The sequence below is a fragment of the Pseudomonas ogarae genome (assembly GCF_014268695.2).
Taxonomy (GTDB): Bacteria; Pseudomonadota; Gammaproteobacteria; order Pseudomonadales; family Pseudomonadaceae; genus Aquipseudomonas; species Aquipseudomonas kilonensis.
Window position 1 is genome coordinate 2,594,167 of record NZ_CP077086.1, and the last position, 16,379, is coordinate 2,610,545.

At 63.4% G+C, this 16,379-nt stretch carries 15 protein-coding genes and 2 riboswitches; all 15 genes read left to right on the forward strand.

Annotated elements, in window-relative coordinates:
• Positions 1-21 precede the first annotated feature (21 nt).
• Positions 22-259, reverse strand: a riboswitch (cobalamin riboswitch).
• 89 nt (positions 260-348) lie between these two features.
• Positions 349-562: riboswitch (cobalamin riboswitch) on the forward strand.
• A 98-nt stretch (positions 563-660) separates the two neighbouring features.
• The 15 genes from cobW (at position 661) to HU749_RS11630 (ending at position 16,241) form a co-directional block, all read left to right on the forward strand.
• Positions 661-1,725: a cobalamin biosynthesis protein CobW gene (cobW, locus tag HU749_RS11560; protein WP_186650655.1), complete on the forward strand. Its 1,065-nt coding sequence runs from the start codon at positions 661-663 to the stop codon at positions 1,723-1,725.
• 3 nt (positions 1,726-1,728) lie between these two features.
• A complete protein-coding gene (cobN, locus tag HU749_RS11565; protein ID WP_186650657.1) occupies positions 1,729-5,502 on the forward strand; it encodes a cobaltochelatase subunit CobN in 3,774 nt (1,257 codons plus the stop codon).
• 170 nt (positions 5,503-5,672) lie between these two features.
• The gene (locus HU749_RS11570) at positions 5,673-6,671 is read left to right on the forward strand and encodes a magnesium chelatase ATPase subunit I (RefSeq protein ID WP_079302487.1); all 999 of its coding nucleotides are present in this window, start codon (positions 5,673-5,675) and stop codon (positions 6,669-6,671) included.
• 101 nt (positions 6,672-6,772) lie between these two features.
• Positions 6,773-7,330 (forward strand): vWA domain-containing protein, encoded by a 558-nt coding sequence (locus HU749_RS11575; RefSeq protein WP_186650659.1) that lies wholly within the window; start codon positions 6,773-6,775, stop codon positions 7,328-7,330.
• A 200-nt stretch (positions 7,331-7,530) separates the two neighbouring features.
• Positions 7,531-9,177 carry a phospholipase D-like domain-containing protein gene (locus HU749_RS11580; RefSeq protein WP_095963081.1) on the forward strand — a complete coding sequence of 549 codons (1,647 nt, stop codon included), beginning with the start codon at positions 7,531-7,533 and terminating at the stop codon, positions 9,175-9,177.
• Positions 9,178-9,243: 66 nt separating this feature from the next.
• Entirely contained in the window at positions 9,244-9,492 is a 249-nt protein-coding gene (locus tag HU749_RS11585; RefSeq protein WP_024616638.1) for a type II toxin-antitoxin system Phd/YefM family antitoxin, read from the forward strand.
• Positions 9,482-9,763, forward strand: a complete 282-nt coding sequence (locus HU749_RS11590; RefSeq protein WP_186650661.1) for a type II toxin-antitoxin system RelE family toxin — start codon at positions 9,482-9,484, stop codon at positions 9,761-9,763. The genes HU749_RS11585 and HU749_RS11590 overlap by 11 nt, the downstream gene beginning before the upstream one ends.
• 108 nt (positions 9,764-9,871) lie before the next feature.
• Positions 9,872-10,213: a YdcA family protein gene (locus HU749_RS11595; protein WP_079302489.1), complete on the forward strand. Its 342-nt coding sequence runs from the start codon at positions 9,872-9,874 to the stop codon at positions 10,211-10,213.
• 338 nt (positions 10,214-10,551) lie between these two features.
• Positions 10,552-11,400 carry a transporter substrate-binding protein gene (locus HU749_RS11600; RefSeq protein ID WP_003200222.1) on the forward strand — a complete coding sequence of 283 codons (849 nt, stop codon included), beginning with the start codon at positions 10,552-10,554 and terminating at the stop codon, positions 11,398-11,400.
• A gap of 54 nt (positions 11,401-11,454) precedes the next feature.
• The gene (locus tag HU749_RS11605) at positions 11,455-12,117 is read left to right on the forward strand and encodes an amino acid ABC transporter permease (protein ID WP_186650663.1); all 663 of its coding nucleotides are present in this window, start codon (positions 11,455-11,457) and stop codon (positions 12,115-12,117) included.
• A gap of 9 nt (positions 12,118-12,126) precedes the next feature.
• Positions 12,127-12,789 (forward strand): amino acid ABC transporter permease, encoded by a 663-nt coding sequence (locus tag HU749_RS11610; RefSeq protein ID WP_186650665.1) that lies wholly within the window; start codon positions 12,127-12,129, stop codon positions 12,787-12,789.
• On the forward strand, positions 12,786-13,592 hold the full coding sequence (locus HU749_RS11615; protein WP_046062045.1) for an amino acid ABC transporter ATP-binding protein: 807 nt from the start codon (positions 12,786-12,788) through the stop codon (positions 13,590-13,592). The genes HU749_RS11610 and HU749_RS11615 overlap by 4 nt, the downstream gene beginning before the upstream one ends.
• 39 nt (positions 13,593-13,631) lie before the next feature.
• On the forward strand, positions 13,632-14,018 hold the full coding sequence (locus HU749_RS11620; RefSeq protein ID WP_134923748.1) for a RidA family protein: 387 nt from the start codon (positions 13,632-13,634) through the stop codon (positions 14,016-14,018).
• A 200-nt stretch (positions 14,019-14,218) separates the two neighbouring features.
• A complete protein-coding gene (locus HU749_RS11625; protein WP_186650667.1) occupies positions 14,219-14,983 on the forward strand; it encodes an IclR family transcriptional regulator in 765 nt (254 codons plus the stop codon).
• A gap of 40 nt (positions 14,984-15,023) precedes the next feature.
• Positions 15,024-16,241 carry an amino acid deaminase gene (locus tag HU749_RS11630; protein WP_186650669.1) on the forward strand — a complete coding sequence of 406 codons (1,218 nt, stop codon included), beginning with the start codon at positions 15,024-15,026 and terminating at the stop codon, positions 16,239-16,241.
• Positions 16,242-16,379 lie beyond the last annotated feature (138 nt).

Here is a 16,379-nt window from a genome sequence, read left to right on the forward strand (position 1 = left end):
CGCCCGCCCACCGCGGGTTTGTTGATGCATGAGTCATGGGCCGGTCTCCGGGCTCGCGAGGGGCCGGGCTTGCGCCTGGCCTGCAAGCGTCACCTTCCCATGCGCCCTTTTTGTAGCAGGGCATACACAGTGGTTCAGACGCTTCGCTCGCTTACCGTTGCGGGGGCAGCACCGGACTGACGTGGCTTTGGAGTAAAGCACACGATTCACCGGTTTCCCGTTTCACCCTGTGAAGGGCACCCGTAACTAGGCGCACAGGAGAGCATGGGCGGGGGCGGGGCGTCAATGCACAAGGGGCGCGGCGTCCTGCATATTACTTGCGGAGATTGACCCGCCCCCACACCCTGCGTAGCCTTGCGCCTTCGAGGTTCTTCGGCACGTGCCGGAGCTAAGAAGGGAACGCGGTCCAAGCCGCGGCTGCCCCCGCAACTGTGAACGGTGCTGTTTCTGCAAGGCCACTGTGCATGCCCTTTTAAACGGGCGCACGGGAAGGCGCAGCAATTGCCAGTCGAAAGATTGGCCCGCCGTCAGCCAGGAGACCTGCCTCGAGACAGATTCTCACTACAACCGGGCGGGGTGATCCGGTGGCGAAATCTTCCGCGCGCGCCTGTGCCAGCGGTTGTCGTCCCGTTTGCCCGCCACCTTGCCAAAGGGCATCCGATGAAAACACTGGCCAAACTCCCCGTCACCATCGTCACCGGCTTCCTCGGCTCGGGTAAAACCACTCTGCTGCGGCACATGCTCGACAACGCCCAGGGCCGTCGTATCGCCGTGATCGTCAACGAATTCGGCGAGCTGGGCATCGACGGCGAGATCCTCAAGCAGTGCTCTATCGGCTGCACCGAAGAAGAAGCCAGCGGCCGCGTCTATGAACTGGCCAACGGCTGCCTGTGCTGCACGGTGCAGGAAGAGTTCTTCCCGGTAATGCGCGAACTGGTGGCCCGGCGTGGCGACCTCGACCACATCCTCATCGAAACCTCCGGCCTGGCCCTGCCCAAGCCGCTGGTCCAGGCCTTCCAATGGCCGGAAATCCGCAGCGCCTGCACCGTCGATGCGGTCATCACCGTGGTCGACAGCCCGGCCGTGGCCGCCGGTACCTTTGCCGCGTTCCCCGACCAGGTCGATGCCCAGCGCAAACTCGACCCGAACCTGGACCACGAATCGCCGCTGCACGAACTGTTCGCCGACCAACTGGCAAGCGCCGACCTGGTGATCCTCAACAAGGCTGACCTGATCAGCCCTGAAGACCTGGCCAAAGTTCGCCTGGAAGTCGCCGAAGAGCTGCCGCCGGCGGTCAAGGTCATCGAAGCCAGCAGCGGTCGCCTGCCGCTGGACGTACTGATCGGCCTGGGCGCCGGTTCCGAAGAACACATCGACGGCCGCCACAGCCATCACGACCATCACCACGATGGCGACGATGATGACCACGATCATGACGCCTTCGATTCCATTTCCATCGAACTGCCCCAAGCTGACGAAAGCCTGTTGCTCGACGCATTGACGCAACTGGTGGTCCAGCACGGCGTACTGCGAGTCAAGGGTTTCGCTGCGATTCCGAACAAGCCGATGCGCCTGTTGATCCAGGGCGTCGGGACGCGGTTCGACAAGCATTTCGACCGCCAGTGGGGCGCCGAGGAAGCGCGGGTCACCCGTCTGGTGCTGATCGGCCAGGCGCTTGACGCCGCGCTGCTCGAAGCGCAGTTGCGCGCCGCCCTCGGCGCCTAAGCCATGCACCTGCTCAGGACCCAGCCCGGCGGTTTCGTGTCGGATGACAACATCGCCGACCTGGGGCAAACCCCCGCCGAACTGGTGATCCTGTGCAGCGGCGACTCCAGCCTGGCGCTGTTGGCCGAAGCGGCGAAGCAGTTGCCGGGCGATTATCCGCAGTTTCGCCTCGCCAACCCGATGCAGGTGCAGAACCACGCCTCGGTGGATCTGTACTTCGAAGACGTGCTGCGTCACGCCAAGGTCATCCTGTTGTCGCTGCACGGCGGCATCGGCTATTGGCGCTACGGCATCGAGCGCCTGATGGAACTGGCCGGGCGCGGGGTGAAGCTGATCCTGGTGCCGGGGGATGATCGTCCGGACCCGGAACTCAGTGACCTGAGCAACGTGCCCTGCGAAGATCGCGACCGGCTCTGGCAGTTCTTGCGCCAGGGCGGGCTGGGCAATGCCCTGGACCTGTTTTACAACCTCGGCAGCCAATGGTTCGGCCGCGATTATCCGTGGGCCGAGCCGCAGGCCTTGCCACGCACGGCCATCTATCACCCGGCGAAAACCAGCGCCAGCCTCGACGACTGGCAAACCGACTGGAGCGCCGGGCAACCGGTGGCGGCGGTGCTGTTTTATCGCTCCCACCTGCAAGCGGCGAACACCGCGTTCATCGACGTGTTCTGCCAGCGCCTGCAAGCGGCGGGGCTCAATCCGCTGCCGATTGCCGTGGCAAGCCTCAAGGAGCCTGGTTGCCTCGCACTTGTTGAGGACTGGCTGGACGAGGTGCAGGCGGGCGTGATCCTCAACACCACCGGCTTCGCTCAATCCAGCCCCGAAGCTCCGCACTTGCGACCGTTTCGCCGCAACATCCCGGTGATCCAGGCGATCTGCGCCCAGGACAACGAACCCGGCTGGCGTGCCAGCGAGCAGGGCCTGGGACCGCGGGACCTGGCGATGCACATTGCCTTGCCGGAACTGGACGGACGGATCATCAGCCGCCCGATCAGTTTCAAGGACCTGGCCTGGCGCAGCGAGCGCAGCCAGAGCGACGTGGTCTGCTACCGGGCCGCGCCCGAGCGCATGGATTTTGTCGCCGAACTGGCCCGACGCTGGACCACCCTGGCGCGCTTGCCCAATGCCCAGAAGCGTGTGGCGCTGATCCTCGCCAACTACCCGACCCGCGACGGTCGCATCGGTAATGGCGTCGGCCTGGACACCCCGGCAGCGGCGTTGAATATCCTCCGGGCCCTACAGGTCGAGGGCTATCCATTGTCGGCTGAGCTGCCGGTGAGCGGCACTGCGTTGATCCAGCAATTGCTCGGCGGGGTCAGTAACGACCTCGACAGCCTCGACTTGCGTCCCTGTCACCAGAGCCTGGCCCTTGCCGAGTACCAGGCCTTGTTCGACGCACTGCCCGAAGCCAATCGCCAAGCGGTGCTGGCGCGCTGGGGCTCGCCCGAGCAGGACCCGATGTGCCGCGAGGGGCGCCTGATGGTCGCCGGCCTTCGGCTGGGCCTGACGTTCGTCGGCATCCAGCCGGCGCGGGGTTATCAGGGCGATCCGAGCGCGGTGTACCATGACCCGGACCTGGTGCCGCCCCACGGTTACCTGGCGTTTTATTTCTGGTTGCGCCACACCTACGGCGTCCATGGAGTGATCCACGTCGGCAAGCACGGCAACCTCGAATGGCTACCGGGCAAGGGCGTCGGGCTGTCGGAAAACTGCTGGCCGGACGTGCTGTTGGGGCCGCTGCCGAATATCTATCCGTTCATCGTCAACGACCCGGGTGAGGGCGCCCAGGCCAAGCGTCGCACCCAGGCGGTGATCATCGACCACTTGATGCCGCCCCTGACCCGGGCCGAAACCTATGGGCCGCTGCGTAACCTCGAGCTGCTGGCGGACGAGTACTACGAGGCGCAATTGCTCGATCCGCGCCGTGCCCGGGAGCTGCAACGGGACATCCTCAACCTGGTGCGCGAGACGCACATCGACCGCGAACTGCAACTCGATGCATCCCTGGACAGCGACGTCGACGCGGCGATCTGGCTGCCACGCCTGGACACTTACCTGTGCGACTTGAAGGAGTCGCAGATCCGCGACGGCCTGCACATCTTTGGCGAGTCGCCCAGCGGACGGCTGCGCATCGACACCTTGCTGGCGTTGCTGCGCATTCCCCGGGGCGACGGCAAGGGCGCGCAGTCGAGTCTGCTGCGGGCGCTGGCCAAGGCGTTCGGGCTGGGTTTCGATCCGCTGGACTGTGCCTTGGCCGAGCCCTGGACCGGTGACTGTCCCGAGGCGTTGCGTCAGGTCAGCGCCGAGCCTTGGCGCACCGCCGGCGATACCCGCGAGCGCCTGGAGCTGTTCGCTGTGCAGTTGATCGAGCAGGCGCTGGACGGTGCGGTGGAGCAGCTCGACGCGCCGGGCTGGGAGCTGGTGGGCAGCATCATTGAAAACCTGCGATCCGTCGTAGCCCCGCGCCTGGACGCTTGCGGCTCGGCGGAAATGCGCGGCCTGCTCGATGCCTTGAGCGGGCGCTTCGTGCCGGCCGGCCCCAGCGGCGCACCGAGTCGCGGGCGCCTCGATGTGTTGCCCACCGGTCGCAACTTCTTCTCGGTGGACGTGCGCAACCTGCCCACCACCACGGCGTGGCGCATCGGTTTCCAATCGGCGAACCTGATCCTTGAGCGGCACTTGCAGGATCACGGAGACCACCTGCGCCAACTCGGCCTCTCGGTGTGGGGCACGGCCACCATGCGCACCGGCGGTGACGACATCGCCCAGGCCATGGCGCTGATGGGCGTGCGCCCGGTGTGGGCCACGGGTAGCCAGCGGGTCGATGACTTCGAGATCCTGCCGCTGAGCCTGCTGGACCGGCCTCGGGTCGATGTCACGCTGCGCGTGTCCGGCTTCTTCCGTGACGCCTTTGCCAACCTGATTCGCCTGTTCGATGCCGCCGTGCAGGCCGTCGCCGCACTCGATGAGCCGGACGACATGAACCCCTTGGCGGCCAAGGTGCGTGGCGAACGCGAAGCCCTGCTGGCATCGGGTCTTGAGCCGGAAGCCGCGGCGCGCCAGGCCGGCTGGCGGATCTTCGGCGCCAAGCCCGGTGCCTATGGCGCGGGCGTGCAGGGCGCGATTGACGGGCGCTTGTGGCAGAGCCGCGAGGATCTGGCCGAGGTGTACCTGAACTGGGGCGGTTACGCCTACGGCGCCAGCGATGAAGGCACGGCCGCCCGGGAGCAGTTCTCCCGGCGCTTGAGCCAGGTGCAGGCGGTGTTGCAGAACCAGGACAACCGCGAGCACGACCTGCTCGATTCCAACGATTACTACCAGTTCCAGGGCGGTATGCTGGCGGCGGTCGAGACCCTCAGTGGTGATGCGGCGGCCAGTTACCATGGCGATCACAGCCAGCCAGACTTGCCCAGGATCCGCACCCTGAAAGAAGAGCTCAACCGCGTCATCCGTTCCCGCGCAGCGAACCCGAAGTGGATCGACGGCGTGAAGCGTCACGGCTATAAAGGCGCGTTCGAACTGGCGGCGACGGTGGACAACCTGTTTGCCTTCGACGCCACCACCCGGTTGATCGACGATCACCAGTACGCCTTGCTGGCCGATGCCTACCTGCTCGACCCGGACACCCGGGATTTCGTCCGCGAGCACAACCCCGACGCCCTGCGGGACATGACCGAGCGCATGCTCGAAGCGCAGCAGCGGGGGATGTGGCAGGATCCAGGCGAGTATCGCGAGGCGTTGGAAAATTTGTTGTTGGACATAGAAGAAGATGGCTGACATGCCTTTGTGGCGAGGGAGCTTGCTCCCGCTGGGTTGCGAAGCAACCCCAAAAGCCCTGGCTCAATCCATCTGTCACACCGAGGTGCCAGATTCGGGTCTGCTGCGCAGCCCAGCGGGAGCAAGCTCCCTCGCCACAGGGACTCTCTCACATGCATGAGACATTCAACATGACCCACACCCCCCATTTCCCGCTCTGCGCCGTGGTCGGCGCCGATGATCTGAAACTGGCCCTGTGCCTGGCCGCGATCGATCCGAAAATCGGCGGTGTGCTGATCGAAGGGCCGCGGGGCATGGCCAAGTCCACGTTGGCCCGGGGCCTGGCGGACCTGCTGGCCAGCGGTCAGTTCGTCACCTTGCCCCTCGGTGCTACCGAAGAGCGGCTGGTGGGTACCCTGGACCTGGACGCAGCGCTGGGGGAAGGGCGCGCGCAGTTTTCTCCCGGCGTGTTGGCCAAGGCCGACGGTGGCGTGCTGTACGTCGATGAAGTGAACCTGCTGCCCGATCACCTGGTGGACTTGCTGCTCGATGTGGCCGCCAGCGGTATCAACCTGATCGAGCGCGACGGCATTTCCCATCGGCATCCGGCGCGCTTTGTGCTGATCGGCACCATGAACCCGGAGGAGGGTGAGTTGCGCCCGCAGTTGCTCGACCGTTTCGGCCTGAACGTCGCCCTCGACGGTCACACCGCACCGGCTGAGCGCGGCCAGATCATCCGGCGACGGCTGGATTTCGACAGTGATCCGCTGGCGTTCTGCGCGGCGTGGGAGACGGCCCAGCAGCAGTTGCGTGACCGTTGCCAGCAGGCGCGCGACCGCTTGGCCGGGATTGCCCTGGATGATGCGGCGCTGGCGCAGATCACCGAGCGCTGTTTTGCCGCCGGGGTCGATGGCTTGCGCGCCGACCTGGTCTGGCTGCGTGCGGCCCGGGCCCATGCCGCCTGGCGCGGGGCCGGCGCGATAGCCGATGAAGACATCGATGCGGTCGCCGAGTTTGCCTTGCGGCACCGGCGCCGTGGGCATTCGGCACCGGCACCGTCCCAGGCGCCGACCGGCGCGGAAAAAACCACTGAACCCAACGAAGGCCAGGGCCAGTGGGGCGATCTGCCGGCCCGGGCATTGCCGACCGGTGCCCGGCGTGACGTGCCGAGCTGGCCAAAAAAGCCCTAGGCATTCGCCCCCGTTCGCCGGCGGGGGCGAATGCCAGACCCCGTGCAGGACGACTCGACCAGGGCCGCCAGGGCCGCAGCAAAGCGGCGGCCAGCGGTGCGGTGAACTGGCCGGGGACGTTACTCAATGGCCGGCCACGTCTGTACGAAGACCTGCGCTTTCACAGTCGCCAGCGTTCGCCCCATGAGTTGTGGCTGGTCATCGTCGATGCGTCGGCCTCGACCCGGCGTCATCGCGCCTTGAGTGATGGCAAAGGCCTGCTGGCGCAATTGTTCGACGACGCCTACCGACAACGCGCCCGCCTGGCGCTGTTGACGGCCAGCGGCACGCTCCCCAATTGGCAGGTGCAAGGCCTCAAGGCCTCGGCCGGCCTGCGCGACTGGCTCGATGGGCTGGGTGCGGGGGGCGGAACGCCGTTGCTGGCGGCGCTGAACGAGGCCGGGCGCTGGCTGGTGGCCCGACGCAAGCGCTACCCGGCGGAGCAGCAACGGGTGTTGGTGATGACCGATGGGCGGGTCAAGGAGGGGCTTTCACTGCCGTTCCTAGATTGTCCGTGCCTGTTGATCGACATCGAAAGAGGGCCGATCCGCCTGGGCCGGGCCCGGCAGTTGGCGGGGCGGTTGCAGGCGGAGTATCGGCATATTGATGAAACCACTTGAAATGTTCTTTGGCTGTGAAGGCCTCATCGCGAGCAAGCTCGCTCCCACATTTGGTTTCGCTGTGCACACATAACTGATGAACACCACAGCCCCCCTGTGGGAGCGAGCTTGCTCGCGAAGGCATCACCTCGGTCCCTGATCTGACCATCTAACCTGCATCACTGCACTATGCTCAGGCAGCCCCCTCACAGGAGTGAACCATGCGCGTACTCGTCACCAACGCCCAGGACGATTTTCGGGTCAAGGCCTATGCCGGCACCAACGGCGTGCTGCTCGCCATGGACCTGGCGGAATCCCGACGCAAAGGGCTGCTGGGCTTTGCCATCGAGAAGCAGCAGGGTGACAAACCCTGGCTGTTCCTGTTCAACAGCCTGACCTTCCCCGATAAGGCCCACACCTTTCCCCAGTTCCGCGCGACCCCCAGCGACAAGGCACCCTTGCAGAAATTTCGCTGGGCCGACTACGCCGTCAACCCCGGCGTAACCATGCACTACCGCGTGCACCTGGCCTATGGCAGCCCCGAAGCACCGCAGTTGGGCGAATCCCTGGCCGTCACCGTCACCAGCGATGACGGGCAGCCGGCCAACCAGCGGGTGATCTTCAACCGTGCCGTGGCCGCCAGCCAGGCGTTCCAGCGCAAGTTTCCTGAAGTGGACGCGCTGATCGGCGCCAACAAGCACCTGTCCATCGATGACTGGCCCGACGCCCCGCGTCGCTGGTTGGAAAATGGCCTGCTGGGGCGCCTGACCGGTTTTATCGATCGGGCACTGGATGCCCACTGGGCCCTGGACGTCGCCATTTATGAATACGAACTGCCGGTGATCGTCGATGCGGTGACTGCCGCTCACGCTCGCGGCGCCCAAGTACGAGTGCTGTACCACGCCGAGCCGGGCGACGACACCACGGCGCGTAACGAAGCCAGCCTCGAAAAAATGCCAGCAGCCAACAAGCGCGGACGAGTCACCCATAACATTTTCCACAACAAGTTCATTGTGCTGAGCAAGGTGGATGGCAACGGTTCCTTGCAACCAGAGGCGGTGCTGTGCGGCAGCACCAACTTCACCGCCAACGGTGTCTACCGCCAGGCCAACGTGGTCCATGTGCTGGACGACCCTCGGGTGAGCGGCAGCTACTTCCAGGTGTTCGAGCAGATCTGGGCCGAACCCCAGGACGTCGGTGCCACTCGCCAGTGGCTGACCGACAACAATGCCATGGATCCGCAGGAGGCATTGTTCGCCGGATTCTCGCCGCGCACCGGGGAGGGCGACCTGGATCGCTTCGTCGACATCATCAAGGGCGCGCGAAAGGACCTGTTGTTCGTCACCGCCTTTGTGTTGCCCGAGCGCATCCTCGACGCCTTGCTCGGCGCACCCAATGACGACGTGTTGCGCTATGGCCTGCAAAACACCAAGAGCCGCATCACCGGCTTTCACGCCGACCGCACCGCCGAATTCGCCGCCACCGCGTTGCTCAACACCGGTCTTGAAGGCTGGCTGCGGGAAAACATGAAAGGCCAGAAGGGCAACCTGCTGGTGCACACCAAAGCCATCGTCACCGACTTCACCAGCGACACGCCGACCATCCTCAGCGGCAGCCACAACCTGAGCGCCGCGGCCAGCAGCGGCAACGACGAGAATTACCTGATCATCCAGGGCGACACCGACCTGGCCGACCGTTACGGGTTGGAACTGTTGCGCTTTTATGAGCATTACCGCTTTCGCTACTTCGCGAAAAAGCTCGCCCTCAAGCAGGTCAAGCCACTGGCGGTGGATGACAGCTGGAGTGATGACTATTACCGCGAGGGGGATTTGCGGATGTTATCCAGGGTGAGGTTTTGCGGGCGTTGAACGGTGGTAAGAGATGTTTTAGGGTGCTATTTTTAGTGCCATTAAGAGTGCTTAAGGACTCATCTCATGACACATATCGTGCTTTCTCAGGTTGTAGCCAGTATTTCCGAGCTTAAGAAAAATCCGATGGGCACTGTCGCTGCCGGGGGAGGGTTATCTGTAGCGATCCTCAACCGCAACGAGCCGGCTTTTTATTGCGTCCCTGCTAGGGAGTATGAAGCCATGATGGATCGGCTTGAAGACATGGAGTTGGTCGCTCTCTGCCGCGAGCGTGAAAATGATCCAACGATCAAGGTTTCTCTTGATGACCTATGAGTTGGAGTTTTCCGATAAGGCATGGAAGGAATGGCAAAAGCTGGGAGCAACACTCAAGGAGCAATTCAAGAAAAAGCTTGAAGAGCGACTGGTAAATCCGCATGTCCAGGCAGACCGACTGCACGGATTGGGCAATGCCTATAAAATCAAGTTGCGTAACGCCGGCTATCGATTGGTTTATCGGGTAGTAGATGATTTGCTGGTTGTCACGGTAATCGCAGTGGGTAAGCGCGAGCGCGGCCAAGTGTATGACGAGGCTGCCAAGCGATAAAATAGACACCCCTTGCGGGATGTTATCCAGGGTGAGGTTTTGCGGGCGTTAGGTGCCGTAGATTATCCGGTGCTAGCATAGGGCCATCTAATCAGCCTGGAAGCTGCCATGAAGCGCTGTCACGGAACGTCCGCCTTACTTCGCGCCTGTGTCGCGATCCTGTTGTTGGCCCTGGGCACTTCGGCCCTTGCCGCCAATCAACCGTGTTCCGGGCGCAAGGGCGGGATTGCCGGGTGTGACGGCGATACCTTCCTGTGCAATGACGGTTCCATCAGTGCTTCGAAGAAGTCCTGTTCCGCTGTGCTGGGGCTTCGGAACGAGGCCCGGCCGCAGCCGTTGCTCAAGTCCGCCGACGGTTGCCAGTGCGGCAGTGGCAATTACTGCGTTGGTCCCCGGGGCGGGGTCTATTGCCTCACGCCTGGTGGCAACAAGAGCTACAAGCGCAAATAGACCAGGCACCCCGCCGAACCATTGTGGGAGCGAGCTTGCTCGCTCCCACAGGGTATCCATTTATACATTCCAGAGTGGCTCCGTTTCGGTGCGCCGGGGGTGCCGAGTACCCGGTTTTGGGGCCTTGTTACCCGTGCGTCGTGGCCAACGGTAGCAACAGCGTTCGCACATGGACGCCACCGTCCGGGGCGCCTGTTTTCCCCATCTCCCTGATTTCCCTCAATTTCCATTTTTCTCTCCCAGGGCCGTCGAGCCTGTGGCACACTTTCTGCTGTCTATTCCGTTGTTACATACCATGTTCCGGTATAGCGGAATAAACTCATTCTGGAGTGCTTGCCATGCAACGCCGACCTTCCTTGTTCAAAGCGTGTGTTTTTCTCTTCGCGGCCACGACGGCTGCCATGGGGGTCGCTCAGGCGGCCGACAGCAAGCTGGACAGCGTGCTGCAGCGGGGGAAATTGATCGTGGGCACGGGCAGTACCAATGCGCCGTGGCACTTCCAGGGAGCGGATGGCAAGTTGCAGGGCTTTGATATCGATATCGCGCGGATGGTCGCCAAGGGCCTGTTCAACGACCCGGAGAAAGTCGAGTTCGTGGTGCAGTCGTCCGATGCGCGCATACCCAACCTGTTGACCGACAAGGTCGACATGAGCTGCCAGTTCATCACCGTCACCGCCAGCCGCGCCCAACAAGTGGCGTTCACCCTGCCGTACTACCGTGAAGGCGTGGGTCTGCTGCTGCCGGCCAACAGCAAGTACAAGGAAATCGAAGACCTCAAGGCCGCCGGCGACGGTGTCACCGTGGCGGTGCTGCAGAACGTCTACGCCGAGGAACTGGTGCACCAGGCGCTGCCCAAGGCCAAGGTCGACCAGTACGACAGCGTCGACCTGATGTACCAGGCGGTGAACTCCGGTCGTGCCGATGCCGCCGCCACCGACCAGTCCTCGGTCAAGTACCTGATGGTGCAGAACCCTGGCCGCTACCGCAGCCCGGCCTATGCCTGGAGCCCGCAAACCTACGCTTGTGCGGTCAAGCGCGGCGACCAGGACTGGCTGAACTTCGTCAACACCACCTTGCATGAAGCCATGACCGGCGTGGAGTTCCCCACCTATGCGGCCTCCTTCAAGCAGTGGTTCGGTGTCGAGCTGCCGTCGCCAGCGATCGGTTTCCCTGTTGAATTCAAATGACCCTGTGAGCCCGGGGCGCCACTTGCGGGCGCTCCGTCGAAGGTACTGCCGACCATGAATTATCAGTTGAACTTTGCCGCCGTCTGGCGCGATTTCGACACCCTGCTGGCGGGGCTTGGCCTTGGGCTTTCCCTGGCGCTGGTGTCGATCGCCATCGGTTGCGTGATCGGCCTGGCGATGGCGTTCGCGTTGCTGAGCAAACATCGGGTCCTGCGGGTGCTGGCGTCGGTGTATGTCACGGTGATCCGCAATACGCCGATCCTGGTGTTGATCCTGCTGATCTACTTCGCCTTGCCGAGCCTGGGCATCCGCCTGGACAAGCTGCCGTCGTTCGTCATCACCCTCTCGCTGTACGCCGGGGCCTACCTGACCGAAGTGTTTCGCGGCGGGTTGTTGAGCATTCACAAGGGACAGCGTGAAGCCGGGCTGGCCATCGGCCTGGGCGAGTGGCAGGTGAAGGCCTACGTCACCGTGCCGGTGATGCTGCGCAACGTGTTGCCGGCCTTGTCGAACAACTTCATTTCGCTGTTCAAGGACACCTCCCTGGCGGCGGCGATTGCCGTGCCGGAGCTGACCTATTACGCCCGCAAGATCAACGTGGAGAGCTACCGGGTGATCGAAACCTGGCTGGTGACCACGGCCCTGTATGTCGCGGCCTGTTACCTCATTGCCATGCTGCTGCGGTATTTCGAGCTGCGCCTGGCGATCCGCCGTTAGGAGTGTCCCATGTACGAATCACCCAGTTGGTTGCATGAGTTATGGGTTGCCCGCGAGACCCTGTGGGCCGGCTTCCTGACCAGTGTGCAGTGTTCGCTGCTGGCGATTGTGTTGGGTACGCTGATCGGCCTGGTTGCCGGGCTCGTGCTGACCTATGGCCGGACCTGGATGCGCGCGCCGTTTCGCTTCTACGTCGACCTGATTCGCGGCACGCCGGTGTTCGTGCTGGTGCTGGCCTGCTTCTACATGGCCCCGGCCCTGGGCTGGCAGATCGGCGCGTTCCAGGCCGGCGTGCTGGGCTTGACGCTGTTTTGTGGCTCCCATGTGGCCGAGATCGTGCGCGGGGCCTTGCAGGCATTGCCCCGTGGGCAGATGGAAGCGAGCCAGGCCATTGGCCTGACGTTCTTCCAGGCGCTGGTTTATGTGCTGTTGCCCCAGGCGTTGCGGCAGATCCTGCCGACCTGGGTCAATTCCTCCACGGAAATCGTCAAGGCCTCGACCCTGCTGTCGGTGATCGGCGTTGCCGAACTGCTGCTCAGCACCCAGCAGATCATCGCCCGGACCTTCATGACCCTGGAGTTTTACCTGTTCGCCGGTTTTCTCTTTTTCATCATCAATTACGCCATCGAATTGCTCGGGCGACACATTGAAAAGCGGGTGGCCTTGCCATGACTGACGTCTCGAATCTTTCCAACACAAATCTCTCCAACGCCCAGCCGCTGCTGGACATTCGCGGCCTGCGCAAACAATACGGCCCGCTGGAAGTGCTCAAGGGCGTGGACCTGAGCATGCAGCGCGGCAACGTGGTCACGCTGATCGGCTCCAGCGGTTCGGGCAAGACCACGCTGCTGCGCTGCATCAACATGCTGGAGGAATTCCAGGGCGGGCAGATTGTGCTCGACGGCGAGTCCATCGGTTACGACGACATCGACGGCAAGCGCGTGCGCCACGCCGAAAAAGTCATCGCCCGGCACCGGGCCATGACCGGCATGGCCTTCCAGCAATTCAATCTGTTCCCGCATTTGACCGCGTTGCAGAACGTGACCCTGGGCCTGCTCAAAGTGAAAAAGCTGCCCAAGGACGAGGCGGTGGCCCTGGCCGAGAAATGGCTGGAGCGGGTGGGCTTGTTGGAGCGGCGCGATCACTTTCCCGGCCAGTTGTCTGGTGGTCAGCAGCAACGCGTGGCGATTGCCCGGGCGATTGCCATGAACCCCAGCCTGATGCTGTTCGACGAAGTCACCTCGGCCCTGGACCCGGAACTGGTTGGCGAGGTGCTGAACGTGATCAAGGGCCTGGCAGAGGACGGCATGACCATGCTGCTGGTGACCCACGAAATGCGCTTTGCCTTCGAGGTCTCCGACAAGATCGTGTTCATGAACCAGGGCCGCATCGAAGAGCAGGGGCCGCCGAAGGAATTGTTCGAACGGCCACAGTCGCCACGCCTGGCGGAATTTCTCAAGAACACGCGTTTTTAATCCATTCAGCTTTCAATCGATTCAAGAAGGAGATAACCCATGAGCATTACGCGCTACGGCACCGGCAGCACCGCAGGTGGAGGTCAGCCTCGGCCATTTGCCCGCGCCGTGGAAGCCGATGGCTGGCTGCACGTGTCCGGCCAGGTGCCGGCGGTGAACGGCGAGATCATTGTCGGCGGGATCGTCGAGCAGACCCACCAGACCATGAAGAACCTGGTCGCCATTCTCGAGGAGGCCGGATACGGCCTGGAAGATGTGGTGCGCTGCGGTGTGTGGCTGGAAGACCCGCGGGATTTCTGGAGTTTCAACAAGGTCTTCGGCGAGTACTTCAGCCCGGAACACGCCCCGGCCCGAGCCTGCGTGCAGGCGAGCATGATGGTCGATTGCAAGGTCGAGATCGATTGCGTCGCCTACAAGAAAAAGTGATCACCTGTGGCGAGGGGATTTATCCCCGTTGGGCTGCGAAGCGGCCCCAATGAGCTTGATCGCAGCCCAACCTGACACCCCGCAGTGGCTTGTTGGGGACTGCTTTGCAGTCCAGCGGGGATAAATCCCCTCGCCACAAGGAGCTGTGGTCAGCTTGTAGTCTGGTTAAACTCCCGGCCAACTGAATGGGAACCAAAGACATGACCGAAGACACCATCAAACGCCGGGCCCGGGGACTGGATCGGGCGTTCGATATCCTCGATTTCCTCAAGGAAGTCGGCCAGCCGCTGCGCCCGAACGATATTGCCAGCGGCATCGGCAGCCCCAAGTCCACGGTCTATGAACTGGTGGCGTCGCTGCTGGAGCGGCGCATCCTCGAGCCGGTGGGCAAGGACGGCCATGTCTACCTGGGCCGCCAGTTGTATTTTCTCGGGCAGGCGCACCTGCGGCATTTCGACCTGAGCCGCGAGGCAGACCAGGCCTTGCAGGAGATCGTGCGCCAGACTCGGGAAACGGCGCAGATGTGCCTGCTCAACGGGCGCAAATACACCGTCGCGCTGATGAAGGAAGGCGAGCGGCATTTCCGCATTTCATCGGACATCGGTGAAAACGCGCCGATCCCGTGGACGGCGTCCGGGCGTCTGTTGCTGGCGCATTTGAGTGACCAGCAGATCGTCGACCTGATCGACCCCGAGGACTTCATCCTGCCGGATGGCGAGCGCCTGCCCCTGGAGCAATTTCTCAAGGAAATCCGCCAGGCCGGCCTCGATGGGTTTTTCTCCTTCGACAGTGTCGCCGACACCTTCACCCATTGCTTCGCCGCACCGGTCAAAGACCCGAATGGCGTGGCCATCGCCACCCTGTGCATCGTCGCCCCTCGTGCCGACGCCAAGAACAATTACGCCGACTACCGCCGGGTGCTGATCGAAAGCGCCAACCACCTGGCCCGTCGTATCAATGAATAGACAGCCACGGCACTAGCGGCCGCGTGCGAGGAGTTCGAACATGCCTTCCGCCATCCTTAATGCCGGCGTCGAGAAGGGCGCCGCCACCGTCGGCGCCCACCTGCTACGGGACGTCAGCCTGCCGGCGCTGGTGCTGCATCGCGCGGCGCTGGAGCACAACATCCGCTGGATGCAGGATTTCGTCACCCGCAGCGGTGCCGAACTGGCGCCCCACGGCAAGACCAGCATGACCCCGGCGCTGTTTCGCCGGCAACTGGAGGCCGGCGCCTGGGGCCTGACCCTCGCCAGCGCCGTGCAGACCCGTGCCGCTTACGCCCATGGCGTGCGCCGGGTGTTGATGGCCAACCAATTGGTGGGCACGCCGAACATGGCGCTGATTGCCGATTTGCTCGCCGACCCGGCGTTCGAATTCCACTGCCTGATCGATCATCCGGACAACGTCGCTGACCTGGGCGCTTACTTCGCCTCTCGCGGCGTACGGCTCAATGTGATGATCGAGTACGGCGTGGTCGGTGGCCGGTGTGGCTGCCGGACCGAAGCCGAGGTGTTGGTCCTGGCCGAGGCGATCCAGGCGCAACCGGCGCTGGCGTTGACCGGCATCGAAGGCTACGAAGGGGTGATCCACGGTGACCACGCCATCAGTGGCATTCGTGCGTTCGCGGCGTCCCTGGTGCGGTTGGCGGTGCAGTTGCAGGACAACGGCGCGTTCGCCATCGACAAACCGATCATCACCGCCTCGGGGTCGGCCTGGTATGACCTGATCGCCGAATCCTTCGAAGCCCAGAATGCCCACGGGCGTTTCCTCAGCGTGTTGCGCCCCGGCAGCTACGTGGCCCATGACCATGGCATCTACAAAGAGGCGCAGTGCTGCGTGCTGGAGCGCCGCAGCGACCTGCACGAAGGCCTGCGCCCGGCCCTGGAAGTCTGGGCCCATGTGCAATCGCTGCCGGAGCCGGGCTTCGCGGTGATCGCCCTGGGCAAGCGCGACGTGGCCTACGACGCTGGCTTGCCGGTGCCGCTCAAGCGCTACCAGCCCGGATCGGACTCGCTGGCGGGTGACGATGTGAGTGGCTGCAAGGTGACGGCGGTGATGGACCAGCATGCGTTCATGACCGTGGCGGCGGGGGTTGAGTTGCGTGTGGGCGACATCATTTCGTTTGGTACTTCACACCCGTGCCTGACGTTCGACAAGTGGCGGGTGGGGTGCCTGGTGGATGAGCAGTTGCGGGTGGTGGAGAGCATGGAGACGTGTTTCTAGCCTTTAGACCGAGTCGCGGCTATCGCGGGCAAGCCTTGCTCCCACACTGATCGACTGTGAACACAAAATGGGTGTTTACCCAAGATCCTCTGTGGGAGCAAGGCTTGCCCGCGATAGCGACCTTCCAGACACCGCTGA

Bases quoted from the DNA above. Each gene is read 5' to 3' on its own strand.
- cobW (WP_186650655.1), top strand. From the start codon at position 661: ATGAAAACACTGGCCAAACTCCCCGTCACCATCGTCACCGGCTTCCTC.
- cobN (WP_186650657.1), top strand. From the start codon at position 1,729: ATGCACCTGCTCAGGACCCAGCCCGGCGGTTTCGTGTCGGATGACAAC.
- HU749_RS11570 (WP_079302487.1), top strand. From the start codon at position 5,673: ATGACCCACACCCCCCATTTCCCGCTCTGCGCCGTGGTCGGCGCCGAT.
- HU749_RS11580 (WP_095963081.1), top strand. From the start codon at position 7,531: ATGCGCGTACTCGTCACCAACGCCCAGGACGATTTTCGGGTCAAGGCC.
- HU749_RS11585 (WP_024616638.1), top strand. From the start codon at position 9,244: ATGACACATATCGTGCTTTCTCAGGTTGTAGCCAGTATTTCCGAGCTT.
- HU749_RS11590 (WP_186650661.1), top strand. From the start codon at position 9,482: ATGACCTATGAGTTGGAGTTTTCCGATAAGGCATGGAAGGAATGGCAA.
- HU749_RS11595 (WP_079302489.1), top strand. From the start codon at position 9,872: ATGAAGCGCTGTCACGGAACGTCCGCCTTACTTCGCGCCTGTGTCGCG.
- HU749_RS11600 (WP_003200222.1), top strand. From the start codon at position 10,552: ATGCAACGCCGACCTTCCTTGTTCAAAGCGTGTGTTTTTCTCTTCGCG.
- HU749_RS11605 (WP_186650663.1), top strand. From the start codon at position 11,455: ATGAATTATCAGTTGAACTTTGCCGCCGTCTGGCGCGATTTCGACACC.
- HU749_RS11610 (WP_186650665.1), top strand. From the start codon at position 12,127: ATGTACGAATCACCCAGTTGGTTGCATGAGTTATGGGTTGCCCGCGAG.
- HU749_RS11615 (WP_046062045.1), top strand. From the start codon at position 12,786: ATGACTGACGTCTCGAATCTTTCCAACACAAATCTCTCCAACGCCCAG.
- HU749_RS11620 (WP_134923748.1), top strand. From the start codon at position 13,632: ATGAGCATTACGCGCTACGGCACCGGCAGCACCGCAGGTGGAGGTCAG.
- HU749_RS11625 (WP_186650667.1), top strand. From the start codon at position 14,219: ATGACCGAAGACACCATCAAACGCCGGGCCCGGGGACTGGATCGGGCG.
- HU749_RS11630 (WP_186650669.1), top strand. From the start codon at position 15,024: ATGCCTTCCGCCATCCTTAATGCCGGCGTCGAGAAGGGCGCCGCCACC.